Raw genomic sequence first — 25,864 nt, 5'->3', positions numbered from 1 at the left:
AAGAGACTAAACTCTTGGTGCTTCATTGGCATTGAACCAGCCTGGGCGGTACTCGCTCCAGGTCAGTTGCCAGAATCCCTCATGCTCGCGACGAAGTCGCATCCGGTAATGCGCGCCATAGAGAGGCGTGCCATCTTGCGTGTGTGAGTTTCCAGGAATGACTCTGCCGACAATCATTTCCGCTACACCCTTTTCCTCGTCGGACTTGATCTCCAGCACGTCCGCGAAATGCTGCATCCACGGCCAGGGCCTGCGAAATTCTTTGAAGGAGCCGATGATCGCGTGGCGCCCTTCAATAAGGCCCATCGGTTGGAAGTCGCCAGCGGCGTCGTTGGTAAAGCAATGAGCAAGCAGCTGCATGTCAGCTTGATCCAGCGCCCACGAGTAACGAGCGTAGGTTTCAGCAATACATTCCGCACTGGTCACCGAAGCCGTTGAGTTAGGGAAAGCAAGCCATGGCGAATTCAGCTCGCTAACGATGGTCGGGGCTGGGTCGCCAATCCTCCATCCGTCGTCACCAGGTGGAAGCTGCCAGTGAATTGCAAGCGAGTAGTCCCCGGTTATCCAATTCAAGGCAATCAGCACGCTGTCGAGGCGCCAGGTGCCTGCTGTCTTTTTCATAGAGCCTGTGACAGTCATTCCAAATCCGAGCGTGGCCGACTTTGTGGCTTTGCTGATATGGCCATATGCGTAGAAACTGAATTTGGCGTCGGTTTCTCCACCACCCACATAGTGATTGGTTGCCTTCACTGAAAAGCCATCAGCCTTGGCACGGTCTTGCTGGAAAGCTCTGACAATCTTGCGTCCACCCTCATGAGCGGACATGTGGCTTGTAACCAGCTGGCAATTGTCAGTGAACATATCCCCAGCAGATTGCCAATAACCGCTCTCCCAGGCTTCCAGAAAGGTGGCTATAACGCCCTTAATGTCGGTGCGATCACTTGAGCCGGTCACTGGGTCACCTGCGAGACAGGTTGGCCTATGGGAAAGTGTGGCATGACATACTCAGCCATCTCCTCCAAGACATCAGCGGCTGGTCGCTGCAGAGGTTTGATATTCAGTGCGACGTGTGAAACACCTTCATCCTGTTGCCGTTTCCAGAGATCCACGAGAGCATTACGCCCGATCCTTATTCCGTTGTATCCGCGTTCCAGCGGTGTGCTCGGATCCTTCGCCAGATCGAAAAACGTCGCGTAGCCGTATGGTTTTGCCTTGCCGGTCTGACTGGCAGAACGGAACTCGCGGATGAGACCGGGCAAACGATTGAAGTCGCTCAGATGCCAAATCCAGGCATCGGCATTATTGGCGATCCACTCAAGCGTCTGACGGGCACGGCCTACGACAATCATGGGGAGTCGAGGGCCAACTGGCTTGGGTACCATGTCTAGCAAGCCTTCCAGCTGGCCGAAAAGTTTGGTTGAGACGCTTGGGAAGCTGTTTTCAGTGACTGTCTTAATCAGCTCGAAGCCTTCCCGGTATCGTTCTTCTCTCGCTTCGAAATCAATCCCGAATGCTGGGTATTCAATCGGGCGATCTCCGCTGGAGAGCCCTAACAAGAATCGTCCACCGGTGAGCTGGTCAACCGACAGAGATTGTTTAGCAACGATCAACGGCTCGCGCAGTGGAAGAACGATTCCTGTCGTTCCCAAAGCAATTTTTTTAGTTACGGCTGCCAAATATCCAAGGTAGACGAAGGGGTCGATCATCTGCCCGGTGTCACCAAAGCTTGGATCGTAGAAGGGCACGTCCCTCATCCATAAACTTGCAAAACCAGCCTCATCTGCGATTCGAGCAAGGCGCTGATGATCCTGCAAAGTAGGGAACGGCGAATTTGGGTAGCCTTCAAGAGGCATGATGTATCCGAAGGTGAGGCCTTCGGGCTGGAACACTCGCGAATAGGCCGGGTGAGCTGCAAGCTCGGGACTGAGCTCAAGGGAAGGGCTGAGAGAAGTCATTGCTAAACCTCATTATTTTAAGCCGATTACTACTGTGTAAGCGGCTTTCAGATGAACAGGTCTGCATGGTAGTGAAGGTATTGGGGAAAATGTGTCCCCTCTGACGGGGCGCGATCCACGGGTGGCCGGTATCCACTCAATGAAAAATCTGCTGGGTCAATCGCTTGAACTCGTGCGCAGTAGGCGTCTTAGATAAGTCGCGGCCTTCAACGGGATGAGCCCTACGCGCTGTGACGAGTGGTCACAGATGGTGTGAATTTCTGAGTATTCTCCTGTGCGAGAGCATCACCTACTCTCACTCAGCGATTGAAATCCTGGCTCGCTCGCCAGTCACACGTTGAGAGAAAATATAATGAATACGCCCGTTAAACCTGATGAACTTGCCATTCCCTATGCTTTGCCGCAGGTGCCTTTCATGTCTCCAGACATGGTGCATCCAGGCGTTATGACCACTTGGCTCGAAGACGATAGTCTCTGGGTGCCTGTCACCAAGTCAGTATCTTTCAAACCACTGCTGCTGAGCGTTAGCGGTGGGTACTACATCAACTTGCTTCGAGTGCGGCAGAGCGGGGTTTTGTCACGTCACCGCCACTCAGGTGCAGTGCATGCGATCGTGTTGAAGGGGCGCTGGTACTACCTCGAACACGATTGGGTTGCTGATGAGGGCTCCTTTGCATTCGAGCCGCCAGGGGAGACCCACACTCTCTTCGTCCCTGAAGATGTCGAAGAAATGATTACTTGGTTCCACGTTCAGGGTGGCTACACTTACGTCGACCCGCAGGGTGTCGCGGTTGGCTATGAAGACGTTTTCACCAAGCTGGAAGCTGCCCGCAGCCATTACAAAAATTTGGGCTTGCCGGACGATTATATCGAGCAGTTCATTCGCTGATTCTGGTTCAAAAAAACGCGCTACGGCGCGTTTTTTGTGTAGATAAACAGGTAGATTCAGTCGCGTAAGGAGCGTACCGAAATGGATCAATACTCTCAAATGCTAGCCTTCATCTGGTCAACAGAGTGCGGAAGTTTTTCTGCTGCCGCCAGGGCGCATGAGATGACTCCGTCGGCCATCAGTAAATTGATAGCGCGGCTAGAGGATCGGCTTCGGGTTCGACTTTTCCAGAGGGGTTCCCGAGTCCTCACCCTTACGGAGGAGGGGGCTGCTTATCTGCGCAGTGCGAAAGCTGTGGTTGAGGCGATGAGTGAAGCTGACTCTCTGGCAGAAGGGCTTCCGTCAAGGGTCAGTGGCACGCTTCGGATCCACACGATGACCTCTTTTGCGAAGCAGCAGATCGTGCCTTGGTTGCCGGAATTCCTCGACACTTATCCCGGTCTTGATGTCGAGATTCAGTTAGGCGCTCAGTTCGTTGACCAGTTCGAGCAGGGATTGGATATAGCCATCCATAGCGGGATTCTTCCGAGCTCTTCCAGAATCGCAAAGAAGATAGGCGAATGTGAATGGTTGCTGTGTGCTTCACCTGACTATCTGGAAAAGTACGGAACACCGCAGCAGCCACAAGACCTGATGAATCATCGATGCTTTAACTTCAGTTTTGCCAGCCCTTGGAACAAATGGGCCTTTATCCAGGACGGTCTGGGTGTGACGACCCCTGTGAAGCCCCGAGGATCGTTTACCCAAGGCGAACTGCTTAGGGACATGGCCAAATCAGGCGCGGGTATAGTCCGCCTTGCAGATTTCCACATTGGAAAAGACATTCAGGACGGATCGCTGGTGCTCCTGCTTGACGAGTGCAAAGCGGAGATCTTGGAGCCTATTTACCTGCTTTATTCAGACCGTAAGCATCTGAGTCCTCGCATCCGGGTGTTCATCGAGTTTTTTCAGGAAAAATGGATTGCTCATCCATGGAAAATCGTGAGACGACTACCCGGAGCGGTTTGATAGCCACTACGGCTCGGCGCTTACTTTCACTCTACCTCCGCGCAAGCGTGCAACTTTGGCTCCTGCACAAGGGAGCCAATACTCCACCGCTCTGATAATTTCCCTCTTGCTCTGTGCTCAACAGAGCTCTCAAAAATTTGAGACCTGTTCCACAGTAATTACTTAGCCAAATGCTTCGCTGGCACCTCTCCGATTTTGTGCCACTGACCTGTTCCTGGTGGTCACAGCAGGTGTGCTTTGCCAGCTATATTCAGCCCTGAAATTGAGCCATAACCTCTGTCCATGGTGAGCAGTACGACAAGTGCTGGATCATCTCGGATGTTGAGGCGTATGTGTGCAAAACACCGATCCTCAGCCGGAGAATAAAAATAAATACCCGGAGATATCCCCATGGGATTTGCTCAAGACAAAATCGAAGCATTACCTGCGGTCAATCGTGTGCCAAAAGGAGCAGGTGCAGCCTCGTGGGGCGCGATGGCCCTTTTGTGGCTCGTGTATGCCATGGATGCCAACTCCCGCCAGATGTTCTTCATGGTATTGCCCTCCATCACCAGCGAGTTCAAGACAAGCGCTGAGCTGACAGGGCTGCTTGCCGCTTTCATCACGATCGCGACCTCTTTGATAGCCGTGCCTTGCATGATTTGGGCTGATAAAGGCGGTCAGGGATGGATGCGAAAATACCGCCACCTGCCAATCGTGATTGCTTACACGCTATTCACCTTTCTGACCGGCCTCAATTTCTTGACCGGCTCCCTTGGAGTGCTGGTCGCGCTGCAAGTGATCTCTCACGCATTTGGCGGTGCTGGCGAAGCCATCGAAGTCACCTCCTTGTCTGAGTGGTGGTCGAAGGAGCGCCGTGGTTTCGCCCTAGGACTTCATCACACCGGATACCCTTGGGGCACATTGATCGGTGGCTTGGCGATCAGTGCTCTACTCCACGCTTACGGCCCGGAAAATTGGCGTTTGGCATTCCTGCTGTTCCCTGTGCCGATGATCATCATCTTTTCGGTCTACTGGTGGTTCAGTACGAAGAAGCGTTACGAATCCTTTGTTGAACACGCTCAAGCCGTGGGTGAGACCCCTCCATCAATGGAAGCTGTAAAGGGTGTGGTGGAGGTGCCCAAAGGCGCGTTCAAGTCTTCAATGAAAAATCCGAACATCTCAGCTATCGCTCTAATCTCGATGTTCGCAATCGTTGGCTACTTCGGCATCAGCTTCTGGTTACCCCAGTACCTGGCATTTGTTGCCCATTACAACTTCGCAGAGGCGGCTGCTTACTCGGTGCTCTTCACGATCACCGGTGGTATCGGCCAGATCGTTTGGGGATGGATCTCAGACCGTGCAGGCCGAAAACTTTGCCTAGTGCTTGTTTTCGCGTGGCTTGCGGTGGGCATGTACCTCTTCAAATACTCATCCGTCAGCCTGACTTGGCTTATCGCGATTCAGTTGTTTGCTGGGTTCGCAATGAACGCGCCCTACACGTTGGTCTATGCCATTGCGTTTGACTCTGCGAAGCAAGGCACGACTGGCCTGGCGGGCTCAATCGTCAACGTCGGTATTTACGCCGGTGGTTTTGGGCCATTCGTGATCGGGATGTTCATCGGCGCAGGTGGTGGCTTTGAGCAGTCTGCGGGCTACAACTACGCGCTCTACTTTATTTCCGGCCTCATGGTACTGGCAGCCATCATTACCATTTTCTTCACCCGTGAAACTACCGGCTGGTTTCTTAAGTACGACAAAGCGCTGGTATCGAAGTCCTCTTGCAATATGGGTTTGTAACGAACCGATCGTACCTGCATTTACAAGAAAATCCCTTGGGGATAGCTAAGCTAGGAGAAAGTCATGACCCTTATTAATGATGCCAAATGGTTGGGCCAGTTCGCCGACGAGTTAAACGGTGATGCTGATTGGACTGCCGCTGCTCGCTATTTTGATGGGCGCATTCAATTCAAGCACAGCACAGGTTTCTCAACGCTTGCGGTTCTCGCCGGTAAAGTCGTTGCGGTTTACCCGGAAGGAAGCCCGTTGGGCGCTGACATCATCGTGTCTGGTGCTGATGATGAGTGGCAGCGCGTTCTTGACGGAAAGATCGACTGGTTTGAAGCGTTGTCCCCTGGATTGGGAAAACTTGAACTTGAGGGCAACGTGGTCGCTGCATGGCAGTACGTAGATGTGATGGCTCGCGCGTTCGACGCAATGAAGCGTGTAGGGAAAACCGATACAAACCCTCCGCTCTCCTATTCTCCCGGGCCGAAGCCGTCGGGCAAAGAGACGGTAGGACGGTACATCACCGTGGATGGGATTCGCGTTTACTACGAAGAAGCAGGGGAGGGACGTCCACTCGTTTGCTTCCACGCGGCATCACAAGATTCTCTAATGTACAGGCACGTACTGGACGGTCTGTCAGATGAGTTCCGCGTCATTGCAATTGACGCTCCCGGGCACAGCAAATCAGAGCTACCCGAATCAGGCCCATTTCACAGCCTCACTCGCCATGCGGAGTTCAATGAGCACCTTATGGAGGCCTTGGGACTTGAGAAACCCGCCATCATGGGATGCTCGATGGGCGGCAATCTGGTGCTGGAATTGGGGGCACGTCGACCCGATGCGTACAGTGCAATCATCTCAGCCGAAGGGGCAGATTTCACCCCAACGGTTTCGGAGTTCTTCCTCGATATGTTGCTCATGAATGGGCCAGAGATCATCGGTGCCTGGTCTCGTTCGATGACAGGCAATCGCACTCCACCAGATCGTGCGAAGGAGGTGGTGTGGCAGATTTCGCGCACCACGCCGCAGGTGATGAAAGGTGACCTGACAGGTTATGCGAACTTTGATCAGCGGCAACAGGTTGGAAAGATCAAAGCGCCTGTTCTACTTCTGCGCGGTGACGCGGATTGGTTGGTGTACCAAGAGAAGGTTGAGGAAACAGCATCTCGCATTCCCGGCAGTAAGATCGCCGTGCTTGCAGGTACTGGCCACTATCCAATGACTGAAAACCCGCTGGAGTTCTGTGACACGGTACGCGCGTTCCTTCGTGAAGCGGGTCACGGCCACGCCGACTGAACGATGTGATTGAGGAGCCCGCTCGGCAAGCGGGCTTTTCTGCATTTATTGAACGCGAAGATTCGATCCCGAAAAGCCTATTCAATTACCGCACAACAAACCTGAAGCGCGTCGAGCCTCTGGGGCTCATGCCGTCTGAAGGTGCTCTCTCGACCTTCAAATTGCCTGCATAGCCGATCGTCTGACAATGGGAAATATTTGCTTGTGATCTGTGATCACAGTGGTTAGCATCTGTCTCAGAGCGAGCATCTGTGCGTCAGCTTTGATCACCAACCGCTCAAACGATTACTCCTAAACATAAATACAAAATTTGGAGAACATCATGCGAACTACAGCTTCATCTGCGACCGAGCGTGGCCCCATTGCAATCGTTGGCGCGGGCTTGATTGGGCGAGCTTGGGCGATTGTTTTTGCTCGGGCAGGACATCCGGTGCGTTTGCACGACATGGATCTGCAGACAATGCAGAACAGCCATGCCTACATCGAAGCGAGACTTAATGAGCTCGCAGAATTCGATCTTCTTAATGACGCCCCTCTCACCGTACTGGCACGCATTACTTGCGTTCCCGACTTGGCTGATGCGCTACGTGACGTGGTGCTTGTACAGGAAAACGTTCGGGAAACGGTAGAGGCGAAAATCGACATCTTCAGTCGAATGGATGCGTTGGCGCCCAAGGACGCGATTCTTGCCAGTTCAACTTCATGGTTACCGGCCTCCGAGTTCACTAAAGATCTACCAGGTCGGGGGCGCTGCGTAGTTGCACACCCTACCAACCCGCCTTACTTAGTTCCTCTTGTAGAGCTATGCCCTGCGCCGTGGACAGAATCTGAGGTGATGGTTCGAGCGCATGAGATCTACACCGCAGCTGGGCAGAGCCCTGTCGTTCTATCCCGAGAGATCCATGGCTTCTTGTTGAACCGAGTTCAAGCCGCAGTCCTCAACGAATGCTTCAAATTGCATGAGGAAGGCTTTGCTAGCTCGGAGGACATTGATCGGGTGCTCAAGGATGGACTCGCCCTCCGCTGGTCATTTATGGGCCCCTTCGAAACCATCGATCTCAACGCCCCTGCCGGCGTATCTGACTATGCCAAACGCTACGGTCAGCAAAATCGCGAAACGATCAATTCCGAAAATGCTTTTGACTGGTCGGAATCAGCAGTCGCTCGAGTACATGACGAGCGCCGCCAAAAACTTGAACTCGAAGGAATTGCCTTGCGATCCGCTTGGCGTGACCGCCGCCTTATGGCTCTCGCTGCGCACAAGCGTCAAGCACCAAATTCCTGACGACATCACTCCATCCTGAACACCAAAATAAAAGTAACCAGGAGATCACCATGGCTCGTAAAGTCATCATCACTTGCGCGGTCACCGGCGCAATTCATACGCCTTCTATGTCCCGTTACTTGCCGGTAACACCAGGTCAAATTGCCGAAGCGGCGATTGGTGCTGCTGAGGCTGGTGCCTCAATTGTTCACCTACACGCTCGTAATCCAATTGATGGCAGCCCCTCTCAGGATCCGGAACTATTTAAGCAGTTTCTACCCGCTATCAAAGAGGCTAGCGATGTGGTGATCAACCTGACTACAGGTGGCGCACCGACAATGTCGCTTGAAGATCGACTTCGTCCAGCACATCAGTTCAAACCGGAAGTGGCCTCACTGAACATGGGCACGATGAACATGGGTCTTTACCCAATGCTCAATCGGTTTAAGGAGTTCAAACACGCTTGGGAGGAACCATACCTCGCCGGCAGCCATGACCGCATTTTCAAAAATACATTTACCGACATAGCCCACATCCTCGAGTCATGCAGTGAGAACGGTACCCGTTTTGAAATCGAATGCTATGACATTGGGCATCTCTACACCGCTGCACATTTCATTGATCGTGGCCTCATCAAACCCCCGTTTTTGATCCAATCGGTTTTCGGCATTTTGGGCGGTATCGGCGGGCACCCTGAGGACGTCCTGCATATGCGGCGCACAGCTGATCGTCTTTTCGGAGATGACTATCAGTGGTCGGTTCTTCCAGCAGGAAAGCAGCAGATGAGCATTGGTGCTCAATCAGCCACGCTTGGAGGACACGTGCGTGTGGGTCTTGAAGACTCGCTTTGGGACGGGCCGGGCCAATTGGCAAAAAGCAACGCCGATCAAGTCTCGCGTATGCGCAAAATTCTCGAAGGGCTTTCACTTGAAGTGGCGACACCTGCTGACGCGAGGGAAATCCTGAAGCTCAAAGGTGGCGATAACGTCAATTTCTAAACGCGGGTATTCATCCCCGTAAAGCCTATCTAGAGGATATTTTGATAACTAAAGGTCGCGGCACAACACTCGCGCCTTAGCAATTTATCCTCATGAGGAGAACATGAATCATGTTAGCTACGACCCATACAAAAACACAAAAGGGACAGTCGCTGAACGCTTTAATGTTTCGCAAATTGATGCCGATGTTAATTGTTGCTTACATTATAAGCTTTCTAGACAGAACTAACATTTCACTTGCCAAAACACACATGGCAGTAGACTTGGGTATTTCCGCTGCCGCCTACGGTTTCGGTGCAGGGCTCTTCTTCCTTACCTATGCACTCATGGAGGTACCTAGTAACCTGATCATGCATCGGGTAGGTGCCCGACTCTGGATCACCAGGATCATGATCACCTGGGGGTTGTTGTCTGCCGGTATGGCCTTCATTACCGATGAGACTACGTTTTACATTGCCCGCGCACTACTGGGCGCAGCTGAAGCCGGATTGTTCCCAGGTGTAATGCTCTATTTAACCTATTGGTTTGGTCGTGAGCAAAGGGCACGTGCAAGTGGCTATTTTCTAATCGGGGTCTGTCTCGCGAACATCATCAGCGGGCCGGTTGGCGGGCTGCTGTTAGAGATGGATGGAATCTGGGGTTGGCACGGCTGGCAGTGGCTGTTCTTCTTGGAGGGAATTCCAGCTGTTCTATTCTCCGTCGTGATTTGGCGAAAGCTTCCGGACGGCCCATCTACGGCAACTTGGCTATCAAAGGAACAAGCCACTGAAGTAGAGCAAGTTCTGAAAAAAGAACATGATGAAGAAATCGCCTCCGGCAATGTTGGTCATTCTTTTAAGGGTGTTCTTAAAATCCCTCAAATTTGGCTTGCTATCGCGGTGTACTTCCTCCACCAAGTTAGTGTTTATTCAGTAATTTTCTTCTTGCCCGGCATCATCGGCACGTATGGAGGCTTGTCATCGCTACAGATAGGATTGTTAAACTCAATCCCATGGATAGCAGCAGCACTCGGCGCAGCGTTTCTTCCAAAGTATGCAACTACTCCGAAAATCTCACGCAAAATAATGTTCGGTGGTCTGCTCCTGATGTCGGCTGGATTGACCCTCGCGGCCTATACCACTCCACTGATAGCACTAATAGGATTTACCCTTACGGCATCGATGTTTTTCGTTGTTCAGCCTGTGATATTTCTCTTCGCCAGCTCAAGGCTGGCGGGAGTAGGTATGGCGGCGGGTCTGGCGTTAGTGAATACCTTTGGTATTACTGGTGGCTTCTTCGGCCCTTCACTTCTTGGCTTCGTTGAGCAAACTACTGGGAGTACGAAGAATGGACTCATCATTGTAGCGGCTCTTTTAACGCTTGCCGCATTCCTGAGTTTGAAACTACGTCAGGCACAAGAAACGATTACTACAAAAACGCGGGACAACATTGTATTGTCCCAGGTTGCGCCGTGTATTACTGATAATGCGAGGACAAAATGAAGAGTACATCCCTGGTACTTAAACTACATCCCGACGACAACGTTGCAATCGCACGTGCTTCGATACCTCAAGGAACCGTGGTTACGGAGTTCGGTAATATCGTGGTGTTCGCCGATGTCCCCGCAGCGCACAAGATTGCCCTTGCACACGTAAACCCAGGTGATCCTGTTCTGCGTTACGGCCAGATTATTGGCTTTGCTACTAAATCCATTGAGCCAGGCGATTATGTGCATACGCACAATCTGGAGATGGCGACGTTCGACCGAGACTACGCGTTCGGCGAGGATGCCAAAGTCGCGTCGCCTGCAGCCTCTCCTGTGACATTCCAAGGTTTCGTCCGCGCTGACGGGCGAGTAGCAACTCGAAACTACATTGGGGTAGTAAGCACGGTGAACTGCTCCTCCACTGTTACCAAAATGGTGGTTGAACACTTCTCGCGAAACGGTGTGCTGGATGCTTACCCAAACGTGGACGGTGTGGTGCCGATCACCCACAGCTTCGGTTGCTGCATAGAGCACAATGGCGAGGGGGTGAACCAACTGCGGCGCACGCTAGGCGGGTTCATCAAGCACGCCAACTTCGCTGGCGTGGTGGTCATCGGCCTTGGCTGTGAAGCCAACCAGATGGGCGCGCTGTTCATGGCCCAGGGCATCGATACCGGCAAGCTTATCGCTCCTGTGGTCATCCAAGACGTTGGCGGAACCCGCAAGGCAGCGGATGCCGCCATTGCCGCTGTGGAATTGATGCTGCCGGTTGCCAACGAGTGCCGACGCGAGCCGGTCTCGGCGCGGCACCTGACCGTTGCGCTCCAATGCGGCGGTTCAGACGGATATTCGGGCATCACGGCCAACCCCGCCCTCGGTGTGGCTGTCGATATGCTCGTAGCGCAAGGTGGAACGGCCATCCTTAGCGAAACGCCGGAGATCTACGGTGCTGAACACCTGCTAACTCGTCGCGCTGCAACCCGTGAGGTCGGCCAGGGTATCGTCGACCTTATCAAATGGTGGGAAAGCTACGCAGACCGCGAAAAAGGCAGTATCGATAACAACCCCACGCCTGGTAACAAGGCCGGCGGCCTGACGACCATTCTTGAAAAGTCTCTAGGCGCAGTTGCCAAAAGTGGTTCGTCAGCACTCATGGGCGTTTATCGTTATGCCGAGCCCATTACAGTCCGAGGCTTGGTGTTCATGGATGCGCCTGGCTATGATCCTATGGGTGCCACTGGCCAAATCGCCAGCGGCGCAAATCTCGTTGCGTTCACCACCGGACGCGGCTCGTGCTTTGGCGCCAAACCTGCTCCTTCGATCAAGCTTGCGACTAATACCAAAATGTACACTCGCATGAAGGATGATATGGACATCAACTGCGGGGATGTCATGGATGGCGGTGCCACCCTTGAATCGAAGGGTAAAGAGATTTTCGACATGCTCATACGCGTGGCTTCTGGGGAAAAATCTAAAAGCGAGGCGTTGGGCGTCGGCAATGAAGAAACAGTGCCTTGGATGATCGGCGCTCAGATGTAATAAGCGAGCAAAAAAAGAGTCGCCCTGATACCAGGGCGACTCTTTTTAAAACATGTTGGTGGATTTAATCAGCTTCTACAGGTTTGTGCGCATCGGCAACGATCAGCGCCCCTGTATTCAGGATAAACTCGGCAGCACTTTTGATGTCATCTTGCAGTGATTCACGGGCGGCAACGGAGTCCCCCTTCTTTAAAGCATCAACCATCGCTGCGTGATGACTGGCTTGCACTCGCTGAACCACACGCTCAGTGCCAGATCGTAGGTCATAGTTGATGATAGGCCCTATTCTCAGCCACAAGGACTCAACTATCTGGAGCAGGATGGGCATGTCCGCCTGGTTATAAATTGCGAAATGCAATTCTTTATTCAGTGTAATCAGCCGTGACTCATCGGGAGCGCCTTTTGCAAACTCCGCGCAAAATGCCTCGTGTATCTTTTCTATCTCAGCCAGCGTCTGCGAATCAACAAGCTCGGCAGCACGAGCGGCAGCTTGCCCCTCCAGATTCAACCGGATACTGGTGATTTCCCGGAATTGGCTGACTGTCAGTACAGGAACGCGAATATATCGATTAGCCGCCATTTCAAGCGCTTGCTCAGCGACCAACCTGTGAACAGCCTCTCGCACAGGCATGACGCTAACACCTAGAGCGTCCGCGAGAGATCTGAGGGAGAGCTTTTCCCCAGGCATAACGCGTCCACTTATCAGCAGATCACGCAGCTGGGCATAAACGTCCGCACTGAGGGTCTGGCGGATCATGGGCGTTACGAGTGTGGATATGTTCATGGAGTGAGTATAAGCAGATTCAACCCTTGGGCATAGAACAATAAGGCATCTGTGATCACAGCAGTGATAGCGCTATAAAATCGTAAGGCGCTGTCCCGTTTTTCGACAGGAAGCTGCGTCTTGCTCGAGTTCGTCGTTTTCCGGGTGGATAAATGCCGGAGCTAGCTCATCGGCCTTCTTACCGTCGAAACCATTCTTGTTTATCACCCAATACTGTGATCACATATCACTGTGTGCAGGGTAGGCTCAGAGTCAAGTCGATAGCATCGGCATAAATAAAAATCGGACTGGAGGACGGTCATGAGCGCACTTCAGCTGTGGGTTCGCTTGGACAGGCTCTATCGTGGATAGCCTTCTCGCCACACTGCTGCGCAATTTTCTCCAAAGAATGCGCTCGCTCGACACATCTCTACGTTGCACAGCGCACTTGCACACGTGCTATCGAGGTGAACTATCCCAGTGGTCACCAGATTGGGTGGAGCATGAGGCACTGCCCACGCAGAAATGCAGTACGCCGTTTATGGGTAGTCGGAGTCGCAGTGTGGGCCTCTGTCGCAGGCATTCTCAGTCGCGACCAACACTACCTGCGCAGGGACCAGCCTAGCTTTTTCTCATCAACCTAAGACCGCCCATTCGTTTGGGCATGCGCTTAGGAGTTGTTTTTTCAGTAGCTTGCAACACCATTGCAAACAAGCGTCACCGCGCCGACCTAAATCACAAAAAATGGGAGTGATCTATGAAATATCGATTGAGCGACGTCAGCGTTCAAGCGCATCCGCAGAGTTGGATAGCACCGACGGCTGCAGTCATTGGCCAAGTGCATCTGGCAGAAGGATCCAGCGTCTGGTTCGGCGCAGTGATTCGTGGGGACAACGAACTGATACACATCGGTGCAGGCTCCAATATCCAGGATGGAGCAGTTCTTCATACCGACCCTGGTTTTCCGTTGACGCTGGGGAAGGATGTCACTGTCGGCCACCAGGCCATGCTCCATGGATGCCAAGTCGGAGATGGTAGTTTGATCGGGATCCAAGCGGTGGTCTTGAATGGGGCAATCATAGGTGCGAACTGCCTCATTGGCGCCAAGGCGCTTGTCACCGAGAAAATGGTCATCCCGGATGGGTCATTGGTGCTGGGCTCGCCTGCCAAGGTGGTTCGCACACTTAGCGAGGAACAGCAAGCTGGACTGCGGGCCAACGCACAGGGATACGTTGCTAATTCAAGTCGTTTTCTAGCAGAGCTTTCAGTAGATGCCGGCGATTCGAGGTCGACAGAATAAATTGGCCTATGAGAAATTAATAAATTCCTCTGGGCATCGGGAAAGGAAACAGACGTTATCGGTGTCACACTGCTCAATGGGGTGTGATCCGGTGTAAGTGTTCTGATGTGGTATGAAAGCAATTTGCCATTCAAACATGCACATGCTTAATAAACGGCTCGACAACTAGGCTAGGGGCGAGCCGTTGTAAATCTATTGCGAAAGCTTGATCACAGGTACTCGACATTACCGTCGATGCTGATCGCTTGACCTGTCACATTGTGCGCGGCAGGAGAGCATAGAAATAAGGCCATTGCTGCCACATCCTCCGGTGGAGTCATGCGGCGTAATGATATTTTGTTCAACGTTTGTTCGAGCATTTCAGGCTCGGAGATTCCTAACTGCCTGGCGCGATCACTGATGACGCGATCCTGTCGAGGGCCTTCGACAATGCCTGGTAGTAGTGCATTGACTCGAATGTCCCTTTCACCCAACTCTGCAGCCAGAGACTTCATCAGCCCTACAATTGCCCATTTGGTCGCCGCGTAAGGAGTCCGCCAAGCATAACCTAGGCGCCCTGCGACGGATGAGATGTGAATGATGTGTGCGTGTTCTGACTTCGTCAGCAGGGGGACAGCATGATGCGCGAAGCGATACTGTGCATTGAGGTTGATGTCTATTGTCTGTTCCCACTCGGCATCGCTAATTTTGTCGATTCCCCCGGTCGGCCCTGCGATGCCTGCGTTGTTGATCAGTATATCGAGTCCACCCACCCACTCCTGTTGTATTTCGAAGACGCGCTTCACGTGAGCAGAGTCGGAGACATCAGCCAGCGTGGCCAAAGCGTCAGGATAGCACTCACGAAATTTTGCGATCGCCTGCTCGCTTACATCACATACATGGACTCTTGCCCCAATTTCGAGATATGCAGCCGCGATCGATTCTCCAATGCCTGCTGCCCCACCGGAAATCAAGACCCTCAATCCGGTATAGGGTGTTAGCCGCTTCATCACGTTCATAGCAATTCGTCCTGTCTTGTTTTTGTTAATGAGTTTTCTTGGCTACGACGTGCGTAGACAACAAATACTCATTAAGTGATATGTGATCACAGTTTTTTTGTCAAGGCAGGTTTGCCGCAGATTTTCAGGTGATAACCGGAGAGGGTGCAGACTCCTATTACGGTTCAGCATTGCTACCTACGGCCCGAGTGGCTGGTACCGGCTCAGTGATATGTCCGGTGTTGGTCGCGCTGCGGCGGCGCGGCGCGCTCCATCTGTTCGCAGTGATCTAGGGCCTGACCGTAGTGTGGGCACTGTGGGAGGTAGGGCTGAACTGGTGGGGGCTGATACCTCGTCTGGTCGCTATGACTGTCATCATGGTGTTGATTCTGCTCCTGTCTCCGGCCTTGCGCCGTGCCCCGCTCAGTTACGCGTAATGAGGTATTTCATGTCTTGCACCTACACATGCAGCGGCGGCCTTGCCGTCGCGATTTCCACTGCATTGCTAGCATCCTTCGCTCAAGCGGAGCAGCCCCAATCAATAGCGCAAGTTGGCCAAAACTGGCCGTTCTATGGGGGCGACCATAATGCCCAGCGCTTCAGTCCTCTCAAGCAGATTACTCTGCAAAACGTCGGAAGGTTGGCCCGTTTGGTGGCACGACGGCAGCCCGGACTACAATCGCTGTCGGGTAGACCTTTCGCCATACGCTGATTGGTACAACGCTTTGGATGCCACAAAGGACGAGTAATGTACGTCGAAAAGACCTTCACACCTCAGCAGCTATTTGAAATGGTGTGGGAGCGACCCGTTCTGATCATCGCGAAGGAAATAGGTGTCTCGGATGTGGGCTTATCGAAGGCCTACCGCAAAGCGGGGATCACGTTGCCTACCCGGGGTCACCGGGCCAAGCCAGCCCCGAAACGCCCGCGTCGTCCAAAGCCTCCAATCTCTACCACGCCAATCACGTTTCACGTTCTAAATGTCGAGAAGGCTGTCAGGCTGGAGCCAGAGAATGTGATCAAAGACCCTAAGATGTTGATCGTGCCAACGGAGTTATCTGACCCCCATCCGTCGGTAAAAAAATGCCTAAGTGCAGCGAGGAAGGCCAAAGAGCTCAACAATGCACTGGTATTCGACAAAACAAAGGTATTGAACTCGCACATATCCCGGACTGAGGTGGATCGCTGCGCGCTTCTCTACGACAGCTTGATCAAAGCCAGTGAGTCGTCGGGGTACACCTGCGGTATTGGTAGTAACGTTAGCTTCGTGCGAGTCGACGGGGAAGAGCTACTGATCACGATCCAGGAGCGCATAAAACGCTTCGATATTCCACCGCCCCCTCCCAAACCATTCAAGCCAGGGCAGCGATGGGAGCCTGACTTTGCCGCGATGAGAGCCGCTCGTTTTGGGCGGGAGCCCATTGGCGTATTTTCCCTTATCGTCGACGCGCGATCCGAAGTACTGATTCAAAAAACTTGGACGGACAGCAAAACAGGGACGCTCGAATCGAAGCTTGGTCAGATCCTTACAGGCTTTGTTCGTACTGCCGCTTCCGTGAAAGCCCAACGATCATCCGATGAGGCTAGTCGCCGTCGACGGGCAGAGGAGGAGCGAGTGCGCACAGAGAGAATTGACCAGCAGCGTCGGTTGGACAAGCTGCGTCAAAATCTGATGAGAAATCTGGAAAGCTGGGAGCGCGCTCAAGGGCTGCGAGCATTCATCCAGGCGGCAGTCGAAGCTTCGCCTCCGGGCGAAGCAACTCAAATGGCATTGGCAATGTGGGTTAGCTGGGCTACACAACAAGTCGAGCTGCTTGATCCATTAAAAGTAGACCAAATTCTTGCTCGTGAAATCATGTTGTTACGGCATGTTGCAAAACTTGAAAAAGAAATCGATCGGCTTGAGGGGCTACGAATTGTTAAATTTCCAAAAAAATAACCGAAGTTGGGAATTTGCCAAGAGCGCTTAGAGAGGGTAATGGTGATCTAACGAATAGTTATGGTGCATGCCGCACCTGACCTTTATTAAATCAAAATTTCGGTAGCAACAAAAAAACTATATGCTCGTCGATTGCATATCAGGTCGCCTTATTCAGAAACTACTCTGCAATTTGAAGTTTCCGCCCAAAGCCCCGCGACTTTAGTACTCAAACGTTACTCCAGTAGGGCTGCCTTATACAGTCAGAAGTCTCACAGTTCGTGATGTCCGCACCCAGTGTTTAATTTCTCTCGGTTAATGAATCACTTGAGCTAACCAAGTTGGTGGCATTTGAGTCATGCCATGGTCAGGTTTTGGCGAGCTATTTGATGCTCAGCCACTTTAAGATATCTATCTTCTGGCTGTACACATGCAGCTCTAGAGTACAAGCTTTTCGCTGTTAACTATAGAGTATCGCTGATGAAGCGGGCCAGGGCCCATTGCAGCAGGGTCGGGCTATGCCAGTCGCTGAGGTGCTTGGCCACGCAGGCGGCCTGCAGCACGGCGGGTGGCAGCACCGCATAGCCCAGGCGCAACTCCTGCAACAGGGTCTTGGAGAAGGTCCCGACGTAGGCGACCAGGCCATGTCGGTCAAGGCGCTGCAGGGCGTCGGCGGCGGGCCCTTGGTAGCGGAATTCGCAGTCGTAGTCGTCCTCGATGATCAATGCGCCAAGCTCGGCGGCGCGTGCCAACAAGGCCCGCCTGCGCGGTTCGCTCATCGGCATACCCAATGGGAACTGGTGCGAAGGAGTCACGTAGATCAGCCGTGTGCCATCGGCGATCTGTTCGACGCACATCCCTTCATCATCCACCGCTACTGACTGCAGGCGTGCGCCCAAGGCCAGAAACAGTTGCCGTGCGGGCGGGTAACCGGGGTCTTCCATGGCCACCGGGCAACCGGGTTCGATCAGCACCCGGGCGATCAGGTCGAGCGCCTGTTGCGCACCATTGCACACCAGCACGTCCGCGGCGCTGCAGTGCACGCCGCGGGCGTAGGCGATGTGGTGGGCGATGGCTTCGCGCAGTTCGGGCAGGCCCTGGGCAGTGAACTGCCGCTCTGGATGGCGCTGGCTGCGGCGCAGGGCGTAGTTGAGGCAGCTGCGCCACTGGTCGAAGGGGAACTGCGCCTTGCTCGAGGTGCCGCCGACGAAGTCATAGCGCGACGGTGCTTGCAGTTGCCGCCTGCCCAGCACGGTAGCGCGTTGTTGCCAGCGCTCGAGGGATGCGGCACCCGCCAGTGGAATAGCGGCCACTTCGTTGGTGCGCACAGGCAGTTGCGGGGTAATGAAGGAGCCACGGCCGACCACGCCACTGAGCAGATTGTCGTAGGTCAGCCGCGAGTAGGCCTCGGCCACGGTCTTGCGTGACACGCCCAGTTGTTCGGCGAGCAGACGGGTGGGTGGCAGTTGAGTGCCAGCGGCCAGGTGGCCGCTGTCGATGCCCGCGCGCAGTTGCTGGTAGAGCTGGTCGGCCAGGCCTTTGCGGCCTTCCAGGCGGATGTGCAGTTCCATGAAACGGTCCGGAGCAGGGGAATGCTGAGGATAGCGGATCGCAATTCATCGCACAGTGCGAATGTGGCGCTTTACAAGCGTGCCGCGCTCACGGTGATGTAGCCCATGTCGGACAGTGCTATGCGTATTACCGTCTCATCGGTTGGCGCCTTGTGCTTCTGTTTGATACGCACCCCGTCAACCGCAACAGCCTGCATTCTGTGGGTAATGGCACGCCCACTGGCGTCGAAGAAGACCTCGCTGGCCAGCAGCTCGATGCGTTCGATCAACTCACGGGTGCGCTCGTCGGTGGCGCAGAAAAACAGCACCCCCGACAGGTGCGGGTCATCGTCCGGGTTGCTTATTTCGTGGGCGATCAATTCACGCAGGGCGCTGCGTAGTTCGGCGGTGGTGCGGGTCTGTGGGTGCATGCGCAGCCTCCTCTGGATCGAGAATGCTGATCATGTTTTTACTGGCTGAAAGCCACAAGTAAGCCGATTCCGAATAGCTTGTAAGAAAGGTCTGAGTAGGCCGTTGGGCAGGCTACGTCTGTGCGCTGTAGCCCGCCTTTTGGTGCACGTAGATGCATGCCTGGATCAGTTGCAGTTTGCGCTAAGGGTGGTCACTTGTCCTTGCCGTTCTCCCCAGCGTGCCGTAACGCATTGAACTTACGCAGCGCGATAAAGGGCAGAGGCAGCACGATGTAGGCATACGTCAATCGCCTGTAGTCCTCGACTGCAGCGATTATTGCATAATCGTTTGATGACTCAGAGGGTGTGTAGATGTTTTGGTTCAGTTGTCCGCTCCCCTTGACCAGGTACCAGAAGGCATCTTCCGGTGGGATCTCTTCAGCGCCTCCAATTGCCTCCACCCACATCGACAGTTTTACACCCTGGGGATGTGCTTCCACCTCGAACCATGCATTAGGATTGCTCCAGGGGACCAACAGGTCAATGGTCCGTGCGTTACCGGAAACATTCCGTGCCACAACCTGATCCAGATGTAGCGCTTGCTCCACATCCCCCTGTCCACCAGAAGGGTCATGGTCCGGGCTGACGTAGATGCAGACGTCCTGGCCCTCCGGGATGTCCAGATCAGAATCTAAACCCTCAGGGTCAGGACGACGCAGGGTACCCTTGCCACCGGGCGCCATTTCCCAATCCAGTTCCTGTCCATTACCGTCTCCGCCTACCAGCACATAACGTGCGCCGCCGAACTGCGCCACCTGCAGGTGGGGGTAAACAGAGATATCGCTGACCGTAATGCTGACCAGCGCCTGGCTGAACTTTTCGCCATCGCGAGCCGTGATCAGGATGCGGCGCGAGGTTTCGCCTTCAAAGCTACTTGCAGGGGGCGCGATGTAGAGCCCATCGTCTTCACCGATCGCGCCTTTGTCACCCGTTTCACCCGGCAAGTTGTCGACAGACCATTTGACTTGCGCGTCGCTGGGCGTGATCGAGAAGGGCTGAACGCCGCCCGCCGCGATGACCGGTTCCAACGGTGAGATTGCGAAATGCAAGCGGTCAGGCGCCAAGGTGCCCAGCAAGGTCAGGTCACAGGGGGTATACACGGTGCGCGGTTCGGCAGCTTGTTGGCTGCGGAATAGCAAATGGTTGAGGTGCATGGCATTGATTGTCACTTCGGCACCTGTGATGACAGCTACAAACCGGTTGAATGTTTCGAGCATTGCACTGTGCCAAGCTGCGGCTATACCGCTGTGGAACTGATTGAGTACATCAAATTCACCGGTTGCATCTTCTATGGCCATGGTGAAGTGGTCTTCAAGTTCGCCCACTTGTTCTAATCTGAGTTTCCCTTTGTCCGGGCCTTCTGTGAGGATGACAAACGCGTACTTGACGCTAAAGTGGGTGTCTACAGTGGCCGGGTAAGTTTTTGAGACGTCACCTTTTCTATCTTCGACATAGAATTTCACGTGGCGGACTGTATTGGGGCTTTGCCACATGAGATGGATGGCGTCATCGATAACCTTGAATTCAATGGCACCGCCAATGTCAATCGACGCAGGTAGGACCTCATATCTGTACAGTGAGTAAGCGCGCGGCCCCCTGTACCACACAAACTCCGTTGGGAGGTTATAACAAAAGGTTACCGGCATGATTTCACCGGTCCTGGCGGCGACCCCTGTTATCTTACCGGTCGGGGTCGTAGGGTAATTGAGGACAATAGCCCGGCTGGCCTCCAGGCGCTGCAGTGCCTGGCCCAAGGAGATCGCTATCCACTGCTGATTGGACAGCAGGATGTTCATTGAATAGGGTTCTTCGTTTGGGCCTACCAGCGGCAGCAAGTAGGGCATGTCCTTGTCATTGATCGGGAACATGCCATTGCTCATGCCCTTTAGCGCGACGCCAATCAATACGGCGCCTTCTTCCTGATCGTCTTCCTGGCTGACGGATGCGCTGCCCGCACGCGCTGCGGAGTGGGTTCTAACCGCGAATGAGTGGGGCTGCAGGTCATCGTCGCCCGCCACGATACGGCTGAGTTCAAAAACCTTTCGCGAATCATCCCAACTGCGAAATTCTTGTTCCAGTGCCAACCCCAGTTTTCTATTGCGGTCTTCCGAACTGGAAAGATGGAAGGTGTAGCTTTCACCCCTGGACAAGTCGAGGAGCACGCGTCCCTCGTCGGTGATAGTGCCTCCATTGCTTTCTTCAAGGCGGATGTCCATGTGCAGCGAGGGGGCGTTCAGCGGGTCCATCAGCGCGATACTGGTAATATCCATTAGTCGGGTGCCGATGGGCTTGACCAGGGTGACGTATTTACCGCCGACAACTTTCATGCTCAAACGCGCACGTGAGCTGGCGATGTTGGAATTGGTGAACGAAAGGCGAGGTCTGTCGAGGATGAAGTCTTGCATGTCGGACCAGGCGTTCTGATCGGTTTCTTCGGAGTCGTTGAACGGCGGAAAGTACTGATTTTTATCGAAGCGCTCTATGTACTCCTGTGCCAGCAACGCGTTTGTCTTGGCACGGTCATAAATCAGAAGTGCACCCCACCCCATCGTGCGAGTCTCAGTGCCAAGGTAATTGAGGTACTGTGTAAGAGTAAGCTTTGCCATGGTGAGGTGCTCCTGCTTAGGGAAAATGTGCGGCTGCCCATTAGTAAGGGGGTGGCATTTCCCAGGCAACTGGCAAATTTACCAGGTCTACAGGTGGGACGAGATGGGGTTACGGCATGTGCGTCATGGCGATTTTCGAGCAGAGGCCGCCGTCGTCGAACATGTGGGCGACGTGTGCCTGGCCGATCACGGGCTTGCTATGCCTGGTTGTACTCCGGGTTCAAGGCTGCATCGACGACTTCGATCCAGTGCCTTACTGGTGTGCGCCCGGCCCCGTCGAGGTGGGTTTGGCAGCCAATGTTGGCGGTGACGATGATAGACGGCATGCCGCTTTCCAAGGCGTCGAGGCGGTTGTCGCGCAATTGCCGTGACAGCTCAGGTTGGGTCAACGAGTAGGTCCCGGCCGAGCCGCAGCACAAATGACCGTCCGGCACCGCGGTGAGGGTGAAGCCCAGCCGTGTCAGCAGGCTTTCCACTGCTCCGCTGAGCTTGAGGGCGTGTTGCAGGGTGCAGGGGCAATGGAAGGCCACGCGTTGTTCGGCGCACAGGCCAAGTTGCTCGACCGGCTCTTCACGCAGCACTTCCACCAGGTCACGGGACAGGGCGCTGACCCGTGCAGCCTTGGCGGCGTACTGCGTGTCCTTCTCCAGCAGGTGGGCATAATCGCGCACAAACGCGCCGCAGCCGCTTGCCGTCTGCACGATGGCTTCGGCACCTGCCTCGATGGCCGGCCACCAAGCGTCGATATTGCGCCGAGCGCGCTGCAAACCCTGGGCCTGGGCGTTGAGGTGGTAATCCACCGCGCCACAGCAACCGGCCTCGCGGATCGGTTCGACGCTGATGCCGAGGCGGTCCAGCAGGCGTGCGGCGGCGGCGTTGGTATTGGGCGACAGTGCAGGCTGCACGCACCCTTCGAGCAACAGCACCCGGCGCGCATGGCGCGGCGCCGGTCTTTGTCCGGGTGCGGCGACCTGGGCCGGCAACTTGCTTTTGAGTAGCGCCGGCAACAGCGGGCGCAGCGCCTGGCCGGTGAAGCTCAGGGCCTTGAACAGTGCGGGGCGCGGCACCACGGCCCGTAGGGCCTGGCGCAGCAGGCGCTGGCCAAGCGGGCGCGGTACTTGTTGTTCGACCACGGCGCGGCCAATGTCCAGCAAGTCGTGGTACTTCACGCCGGAAGGGCAGGTGGTTTCGCAGTTACGGCAGCTCAGGCAGCGGTCCAGGTGCAGTTGCGTGCTGGTGGTGACCGGCGCGCCTTCGAGCACCTGCTTGATCAGGTAGATGCGCCCGCGTGGCCCGTCCAGTTCGTCGCCGAGCAACTGGTAGGTGGGGCAGGTGGCCGTACAGAACCCACAGTGCACGCAGCTGCGCAGAATGCTTTCGGCCTCTTCGGCGCGGGCCAGGCGTTTGGCGGCTTCGCTCAGATTGGTTTGCATGGCAGGGCCTCACAAGTCCGGGTACAGGCGGCCAGGGTTGAAAATGCCCTGGGGGTCGAGCTGTTGCTTGAGTGCCCGGTGGTAGCGCAATAGGGCCGCAGGCAGTGGTGCGCTGCTGTCCTCACCCGGCGCGTAGCCGGTGACATGGCCGCCGACCTGGGCGACGGCGGCACGAAGCGACTGGGCCGATGCGCTCGACTTCAGCCAGCGCTGCGCACCGCCCCAGTCGATGAGCTGGCGCCCAGGCAAGTTCAGCGCCCCGCTGGCGATGGGCACGGACAACCGCCACAACGGCGCCGGGTCGTCGAAAAAGGCCATGCGTTGTTCGCGCAGGTCGTGCCAGAACCCGCTGTCGAGCTCGTCGCCCCCCAGGCGTTGGCGTGCCGACTGCACCGAGCCTTCACCGCCTTCCAGGCGCAGGTAAAGTGCCTCGCCGTCATGGCAGGCGGCGCTGATCGGCAGCGGCTGCTGGCCCCATTCGGCCAGTGCCGCGAGCGCCTGCTGGCGGCCCATCGGCAGGCACAGGCTCAGGCATTGGCGCGGCTGCGGCAATACCTTCAGCGACACCTCGGTGAGCAGGCCAAGGCACCCGAAACTGCCGGCCATCAGCCGCGAAACGTCGTACCCCGCAACATTCTTCATCACCTCGCCCCCAAAGCGCAGCAGCTTGCCGTGGCCGGTGATGACACGAGTGCCGAGCACGTAATCGCGCACCGCCCCGGCCCATGGCCGCCGTGGCCCGGACAAGCCCGCAGCGACTGCGCCGCCGAGGGTGGCTTCGACGCCCAGGTGTGGGGGTTCGCAGGGCAGCATCTGGCCGGCTTCGTGCAGCGCCGCCTCGATCTCCAGCAGCGGCGTGCCAGCGCGTGCGGTAATCACCAGCTCGGTCGGGTCATAGCTGACGATGCCGCGATGGTTGCGGGTATCGACGAGCTCCCCGGTCACCGGGCGGCCCAGCATGGCCTTGCTGTTGCCGCCCTGGATACGCAGCGCAGTGCCCAGCCTCAGTGCCTGGTTGACCTGGTCCAGCAGGGCCTGGCTCATGTCGCGGTCCTTGCTCATCAGAAGCGCTCCAGCTCGGGGAAGGGCAGCTGCCCGTGGTGCACGTGCAGCGCGCCGAACTCGGCGCAGCGGTGCAGGGTAGGGATGTTCTTGCCCGGGTTGAGCAAACCCTGCGGATCGAAAGCGGCCTTGACCGCGTGGAACAGGGTGATTTCGTCGCGGTTGAACTGCGTGCACATCTGGTTGATCTTCTCTCGCCCGACGCCGTGCTCGCCGGTGATGCTGCCGCCCACGGCCACGCACAGTTCGAGGATCTTGCCGCCGATGGCCTCGGCGCGTTCCAGTTCGCCTGGGCGGTTGGCATCGAACAGGATCAACGGGTGCATGTTGCCGTCGCCGGCATGAAACACGTTGGCCACACGCAGGCCGTACTGCTCGGAGAGTTCGCTGATGCCCTTGAGCACCCGGGGCAGCTCGCGGCGGGGGATGGTGCCGTCCATGCAGTAGTAGTCCGGCGAGATGCGCCCCACCGCCGGGAACGCGTTCTTGCGCCCGGCCCAGAAGCGCGCGCGTTCAGCCTCGTCGCAGGCCAGCCGCACCTCGCGGGCGCCTGCCTGGGTCAGCACCGCTGCGACCCGCTGGCAGTCGTCATGCACGTCTGCCTCGACACCATCAAGCTCGCACAGCAGGATCGCCGCCGCGTCCACCGGGTAGCCGGCGTGGATGAAGTCCTCGGCGGCGCGAATCGCCAGGTTGTCCATCATCTCCAGCCCGCCAGGGATGATCCCGGCGGCGATGATCTCGGCCACGGCCCTGCCTGCATCCTCCACGCAGTCGAAACTGGCCAGCAGCACCCGCGCCACCTGGGGTTTGGGCAGCAGCTTGACGGTCACCTCGGTGATGATGCCGAGCATGCCTTCGGAGCCGGTGAACAGGGCCAGCAGGTCGAAACCGGGGCTGTCGAGGGCGTCGCTGCCGAGCGTCAGGCGTTCGCCCTCGACCGTGAGCATCTCCACTTTGAGCAGGTTGTGCACGGTCAAACCGTACTTCAGACAATGCACGCCGCCGGCATTTTCCGCCACATTGCCGCCTATGGTGCAGGCAATCTGTGATGAGGGATCGGGGGCGTAGTACAGGCCATGGGGCGCCGCAGCCTGGGAGATGGCCAGGTTGCGTACCCCGGGCTGAACACGGGCGAAGCGGCCCTGGGCGTTGATTTCGAGAATGCGATTGAAGCGCGCCATCACCAGCAGAATGCCTTTGGCAAGTGGCAAGGCGCCGCCAGAGAGACCGGTGCCGGCACCGCGCGCCACCACCGGCACACCGCGCTGGTGGCAGAGTTGCAGCAAGGTCTGCACTTGCTCCAGACGCTCGGGCAGCACCACCAGCAGCGGCACTGTGCGGTAGGCCGAGAGGCCGTCGCATTCATAGGGTTTGAGGTCTTCCGCGCGGTGCAGAATCGCCAGGTCCGGCAACGCTTGATGCAGGGCCAGCAGCAGGGCGGGCAGGTCCACGGCAGGCAGCGCCCCATCGACCCGCTCGTCGTAGAGGATGTTCATCGGCTCACTCGGCGGCAATTGTTATTGTTGCTGGAAGCCTATCACCCCTTCAGCCGGCTGCGAGTCCTGTCGGAATCTTTGACGCACAAACCCGCACCTGCTCAT

Annotated in this window: 19 protein-coding genes and 1 pseudogene; 10 read left to right on the top strand and 10 right to left on the bottom strand. The window is 55.8% G+C overall.

Annotated features, from left to right (window positions below; genetic code table 11):
* Nucleotides 1-6: 6 nt before the first annotated feature.
* Together CKW22_RS00335 and CKW22_RS00330 are read right to left on the bottom strand one after the other, a co-directional pair.
* Nucleotides 7-954 (bottom strand): nuclear transport factor 2 family protein, encoded by a 948-nt coding sequence (locus CKW22_RS00335; protein WP_095063597.1) that lies wholly within the window; start codon nt 952-954, stop codon nt 7-9.
* Nucleotides 951-1,955 carry an LLM class oxidoreductase gene (locus CKW22_RS00330; protein WP_033698813.1) on the bottom strand — a complete coding sequence of 335 codons (1,005 nt, stop codon included), beginning with the start codon at nt 1,953-1,955 and terminating at the stop codon, nt 951-953. The genes CKW22_RS00335 and CKW22_RS00330 overlap by 4 nt, the downstream gene beginning before the upstream one ends.
* A 352-nt stretch (nt 1,956-2,307) precedes the next feature.
* Here CKW22_RS00330 and CKW22_RS00325 point away from each other — a divergent pair, with 352 nt between their 5' ends.
* From CKW22_RS00325 to CKW22_RS00290, 8 genes are all read left to right on the top strand, one after another.
* Nucleotides 2,308-2,844, top strand: coding sequence for a 2,4'-dihydroxyacetophenone dioxygenase family protein (locus CKW22_RS00325; protein WP_033698812.1), 537 nt, complete (start codon nt 2,308-2,310; stop codon nt 2,842-2,844).
* Nucleotides 2,845-2,925: 81 nt separating this feature from the next.
* Entirely contained in the window at nt 2,926-3,852 is a 927-nt protein-coding gene (locus tag CKW22_RS00320) for a LysR family transcriptional regulator (RefSeq protein WP_033698811.1), read from the top strand.
* A 390-nt stretch (nt 3,853-4,242) separates the two neighbouring features.
* A complete protein-coding gene (locus tag CKW22_RS00315) occupies nt 4,243-5,631 on the top strand; it encodes an MFS transporter (protein WP_095063596.1) in 1,389 nt (462 codons plus the stop codon).
* Nucleotides 5,632-5,694: 63 nt separating this feature from the next.
* Nucleotides 5,695-6,915: an alpha/beta fold hydrolase gene (locus tag CKW22_RS00310; RefSeq protein ID WP_033698809.1), complete on the top strand. Its 1,221-nt coding sequence runs from the start codon at nt 5,695-5,697 to the stop codon at nt 6,913-6,915.
* 322 nt (nt 6,916-7,237) lie between these two features.
* On the top strand, nt 7,238-8,200 hold the full coding sequence (locus tag CKW22_RS00305) for a 3-hydroxyacyl-CoA dehydrogenase (protein WP_012313604.1): 963 nt from the start codon (nt 7,238-7,240) through the stop codon (nt 8,198-8,200).
* Between the two features lie 50 nt (nt 8,201-8,250).
* Entirely contained in the window at nt 8,251-9,177 is a 927-nt protein-coding gene (locus tag CKW22_RS00300; protein ID WP_007913166.1) for a 3-keto-5-aminohexanoate cleavage protein, read from the top strand.
* A gap of 110 nt (nt 9,178-9,287) precedes the next feature.
* Complete coding sequence (locus tag CKW22_RS00295) at nt 9,288-10,658, top strand: MFS transporter (protein ID WP_033698805.1); 1,371 nt, start codon at nt 9,288-9,290, stop codon at nt 10,656-10,658.
* The gene (locus CKW22_RS00290) at nt 10,655-12,181 is read left to right on the top strand and encodes a UxaA family hydrolase (RefSeq protein ID WP_033698803.1); all 1,527 of its coding nucleotides are present in this window, start codon (nt 10,655-10,657) and stop codon (nt 12,179-12,181) included. The genes CKW22_RS00295 and CKW22_RS00290 overlap by 4 nt, the downstream gene beginning before the upstream one ends.
* A 64-nt stretch (nt 12,182-12,245) precedes the next feature.
* Here the strand turns inward: CKW22_RS00290 and CKW22_RS00285 are convergent, their stop codons facing one another.
* Entirely contained in the window at nt 12,246-12,938 is a 693-nt protein-coding gene (locus tag CKW22_RS00285; protein WP_241380763.1) for a GntR family transcriptional regulator, read from the bottom strand.
* A 763-nt stretch (nt 12,939-13,701) separates the two neighbouring features.
* Between CKW22_RS00285 and CKW22_RS00280 the strand changes: the two genes are divergently transcribed.
* Entirely contained in the window at nt 13,702-14,244 is a 543-nt protein-coding gene (locus CKW22_RS00280; RefSeq protein ID WP_033698801.1) for a gamma carbonic anhydrase family protein, read from the top strand.
* A gap of 209 nt (nt 14,245-14,453) precedes the next feature.
* On the opposite strand, the gene CKW22_RS00275 is transcribed toward CKW22_RS00280, so the two are convergent.
* Nucleotides 14,454-15,242: an SDR family oxidoreductase gene (locus CKW22_RS00275; protein WP_033698800.1), complete on the bottom strand. Its 789-nt coding sequence runs from the start codon at nt 15,240-15,242 to the stop codon at nt 14,454-14,456.
* A gap of 727 nt (nt 15,243-15,969) precedes the next feature.
* Between CKW22_RS00275 and CKW22_RS00265 the strand changes: the two genes are divergently transcribed.
* On the top strand, nt 15,970-17,160 hold the full coding sequence (locus tag CKW22_RS00265; protein WP_095063595.1) for a hypothetical protein: 1,191 nt from the start codon (nt 15,970-15,972) through the stop codon (nt 17,158-17,160).
* A gap of 452 nt (nt 17,161-17,612) precedes the next feature.
* On the opposite strand, the pseudogene CKW22_RS00260 reads toward CKW22_RS00265, so the two are convergent.
* The 6 genes and pseudogenes from CKW22_RS00260 to glcD all read right to left on the bottom strand — a co-directional run.
* Nucleotides 17,613-18,710 (bottom strand): annotated as a pseudogene (locus CKW22_RS00260) (PLP-dependent aminotransferase family protein); the annotation flags it as partial.
* A 71-nt stretch (nt 18,711-18,781) separates the two neighbouring features.
* Nucleotides 18,782-19,120 (bottom strand): hypothetical protein, encoded by a 339-nt coding sequence (locus CKW22_RS00255; protein ID WP_095063594.1) that lies wholly within the window; start codon nt 19,118-19,120, stop codon nt 18,782-18,784.
* Between the two features lie 191 nt (nt 19,121-19,311).
* Nucleotides 19,312-21,765, bottom strand: a complete 2,454-nt coding sequence (locus tag CKW22_RS00250) for a hypothetical protein (RefSeq protein ID WP_095063593.1) — start codon at nt 21,763-21,765, stop codon at nt 19,312-19,314.
* 197 nt (nt 21,766-21,962) lie between these two features.
* The gene (glcF, locus tag CKW22_RS00245) at nt 21,963-23,198 is read right to left on the bottom strand and encodes a glycolate oxidase subunit GlcF (RefSeq protein WP_047580983.1); all 1,236 of its coding nucleotides are present in this window, start codon (nt 23,196-23,198) and stop codon (nt 21,963-21,965) included.
* 9 nt (nt 23,199-23,207) lie between these two features.
* A complete protein-coding gene (gene glcE, locus CKW22_RS00240) occupies nt 23,208-24,260 on the bottom strand; it encodes a glycolate oxidase subunit GlcE (protein ID WP_095063592.1) in 1,053 nt (350 codons plus the stop codon).
* Complete coding sequence (gene glcD / locus CKW22_RS00235; RefSeq protein WP_047580981.1) at nt 24,260-25,759, bottom strand: glycolate oxidase subunit GlcD; 1,500 nt, start codon at nt 25,757-25,759, stop codon at nt 24,260-24,262. Before glcD ends, glcE begins: the two co-directional genes overlap by 1 nt.
* Between the last annotated feature and the right edge of the window lie 105 nt (nt 25,760-25,864).

The organism is Pseudomonas sp. Irchel s3f19 (assembly GCF_900187555.1).
Taxonomy (GTDB): domain Bacteria; phylum Pseudomonadota; class Gammaproteobacteria; order Pseudomonadales; family Pseudomonadaceae; genus Aquipseudomonas; species Aquipseudomonas capeferrum.
Note: the sequence above shows the minus strand (reverse complement) of the source record. Positions and strands in the feature narration are given on the sequence as shown.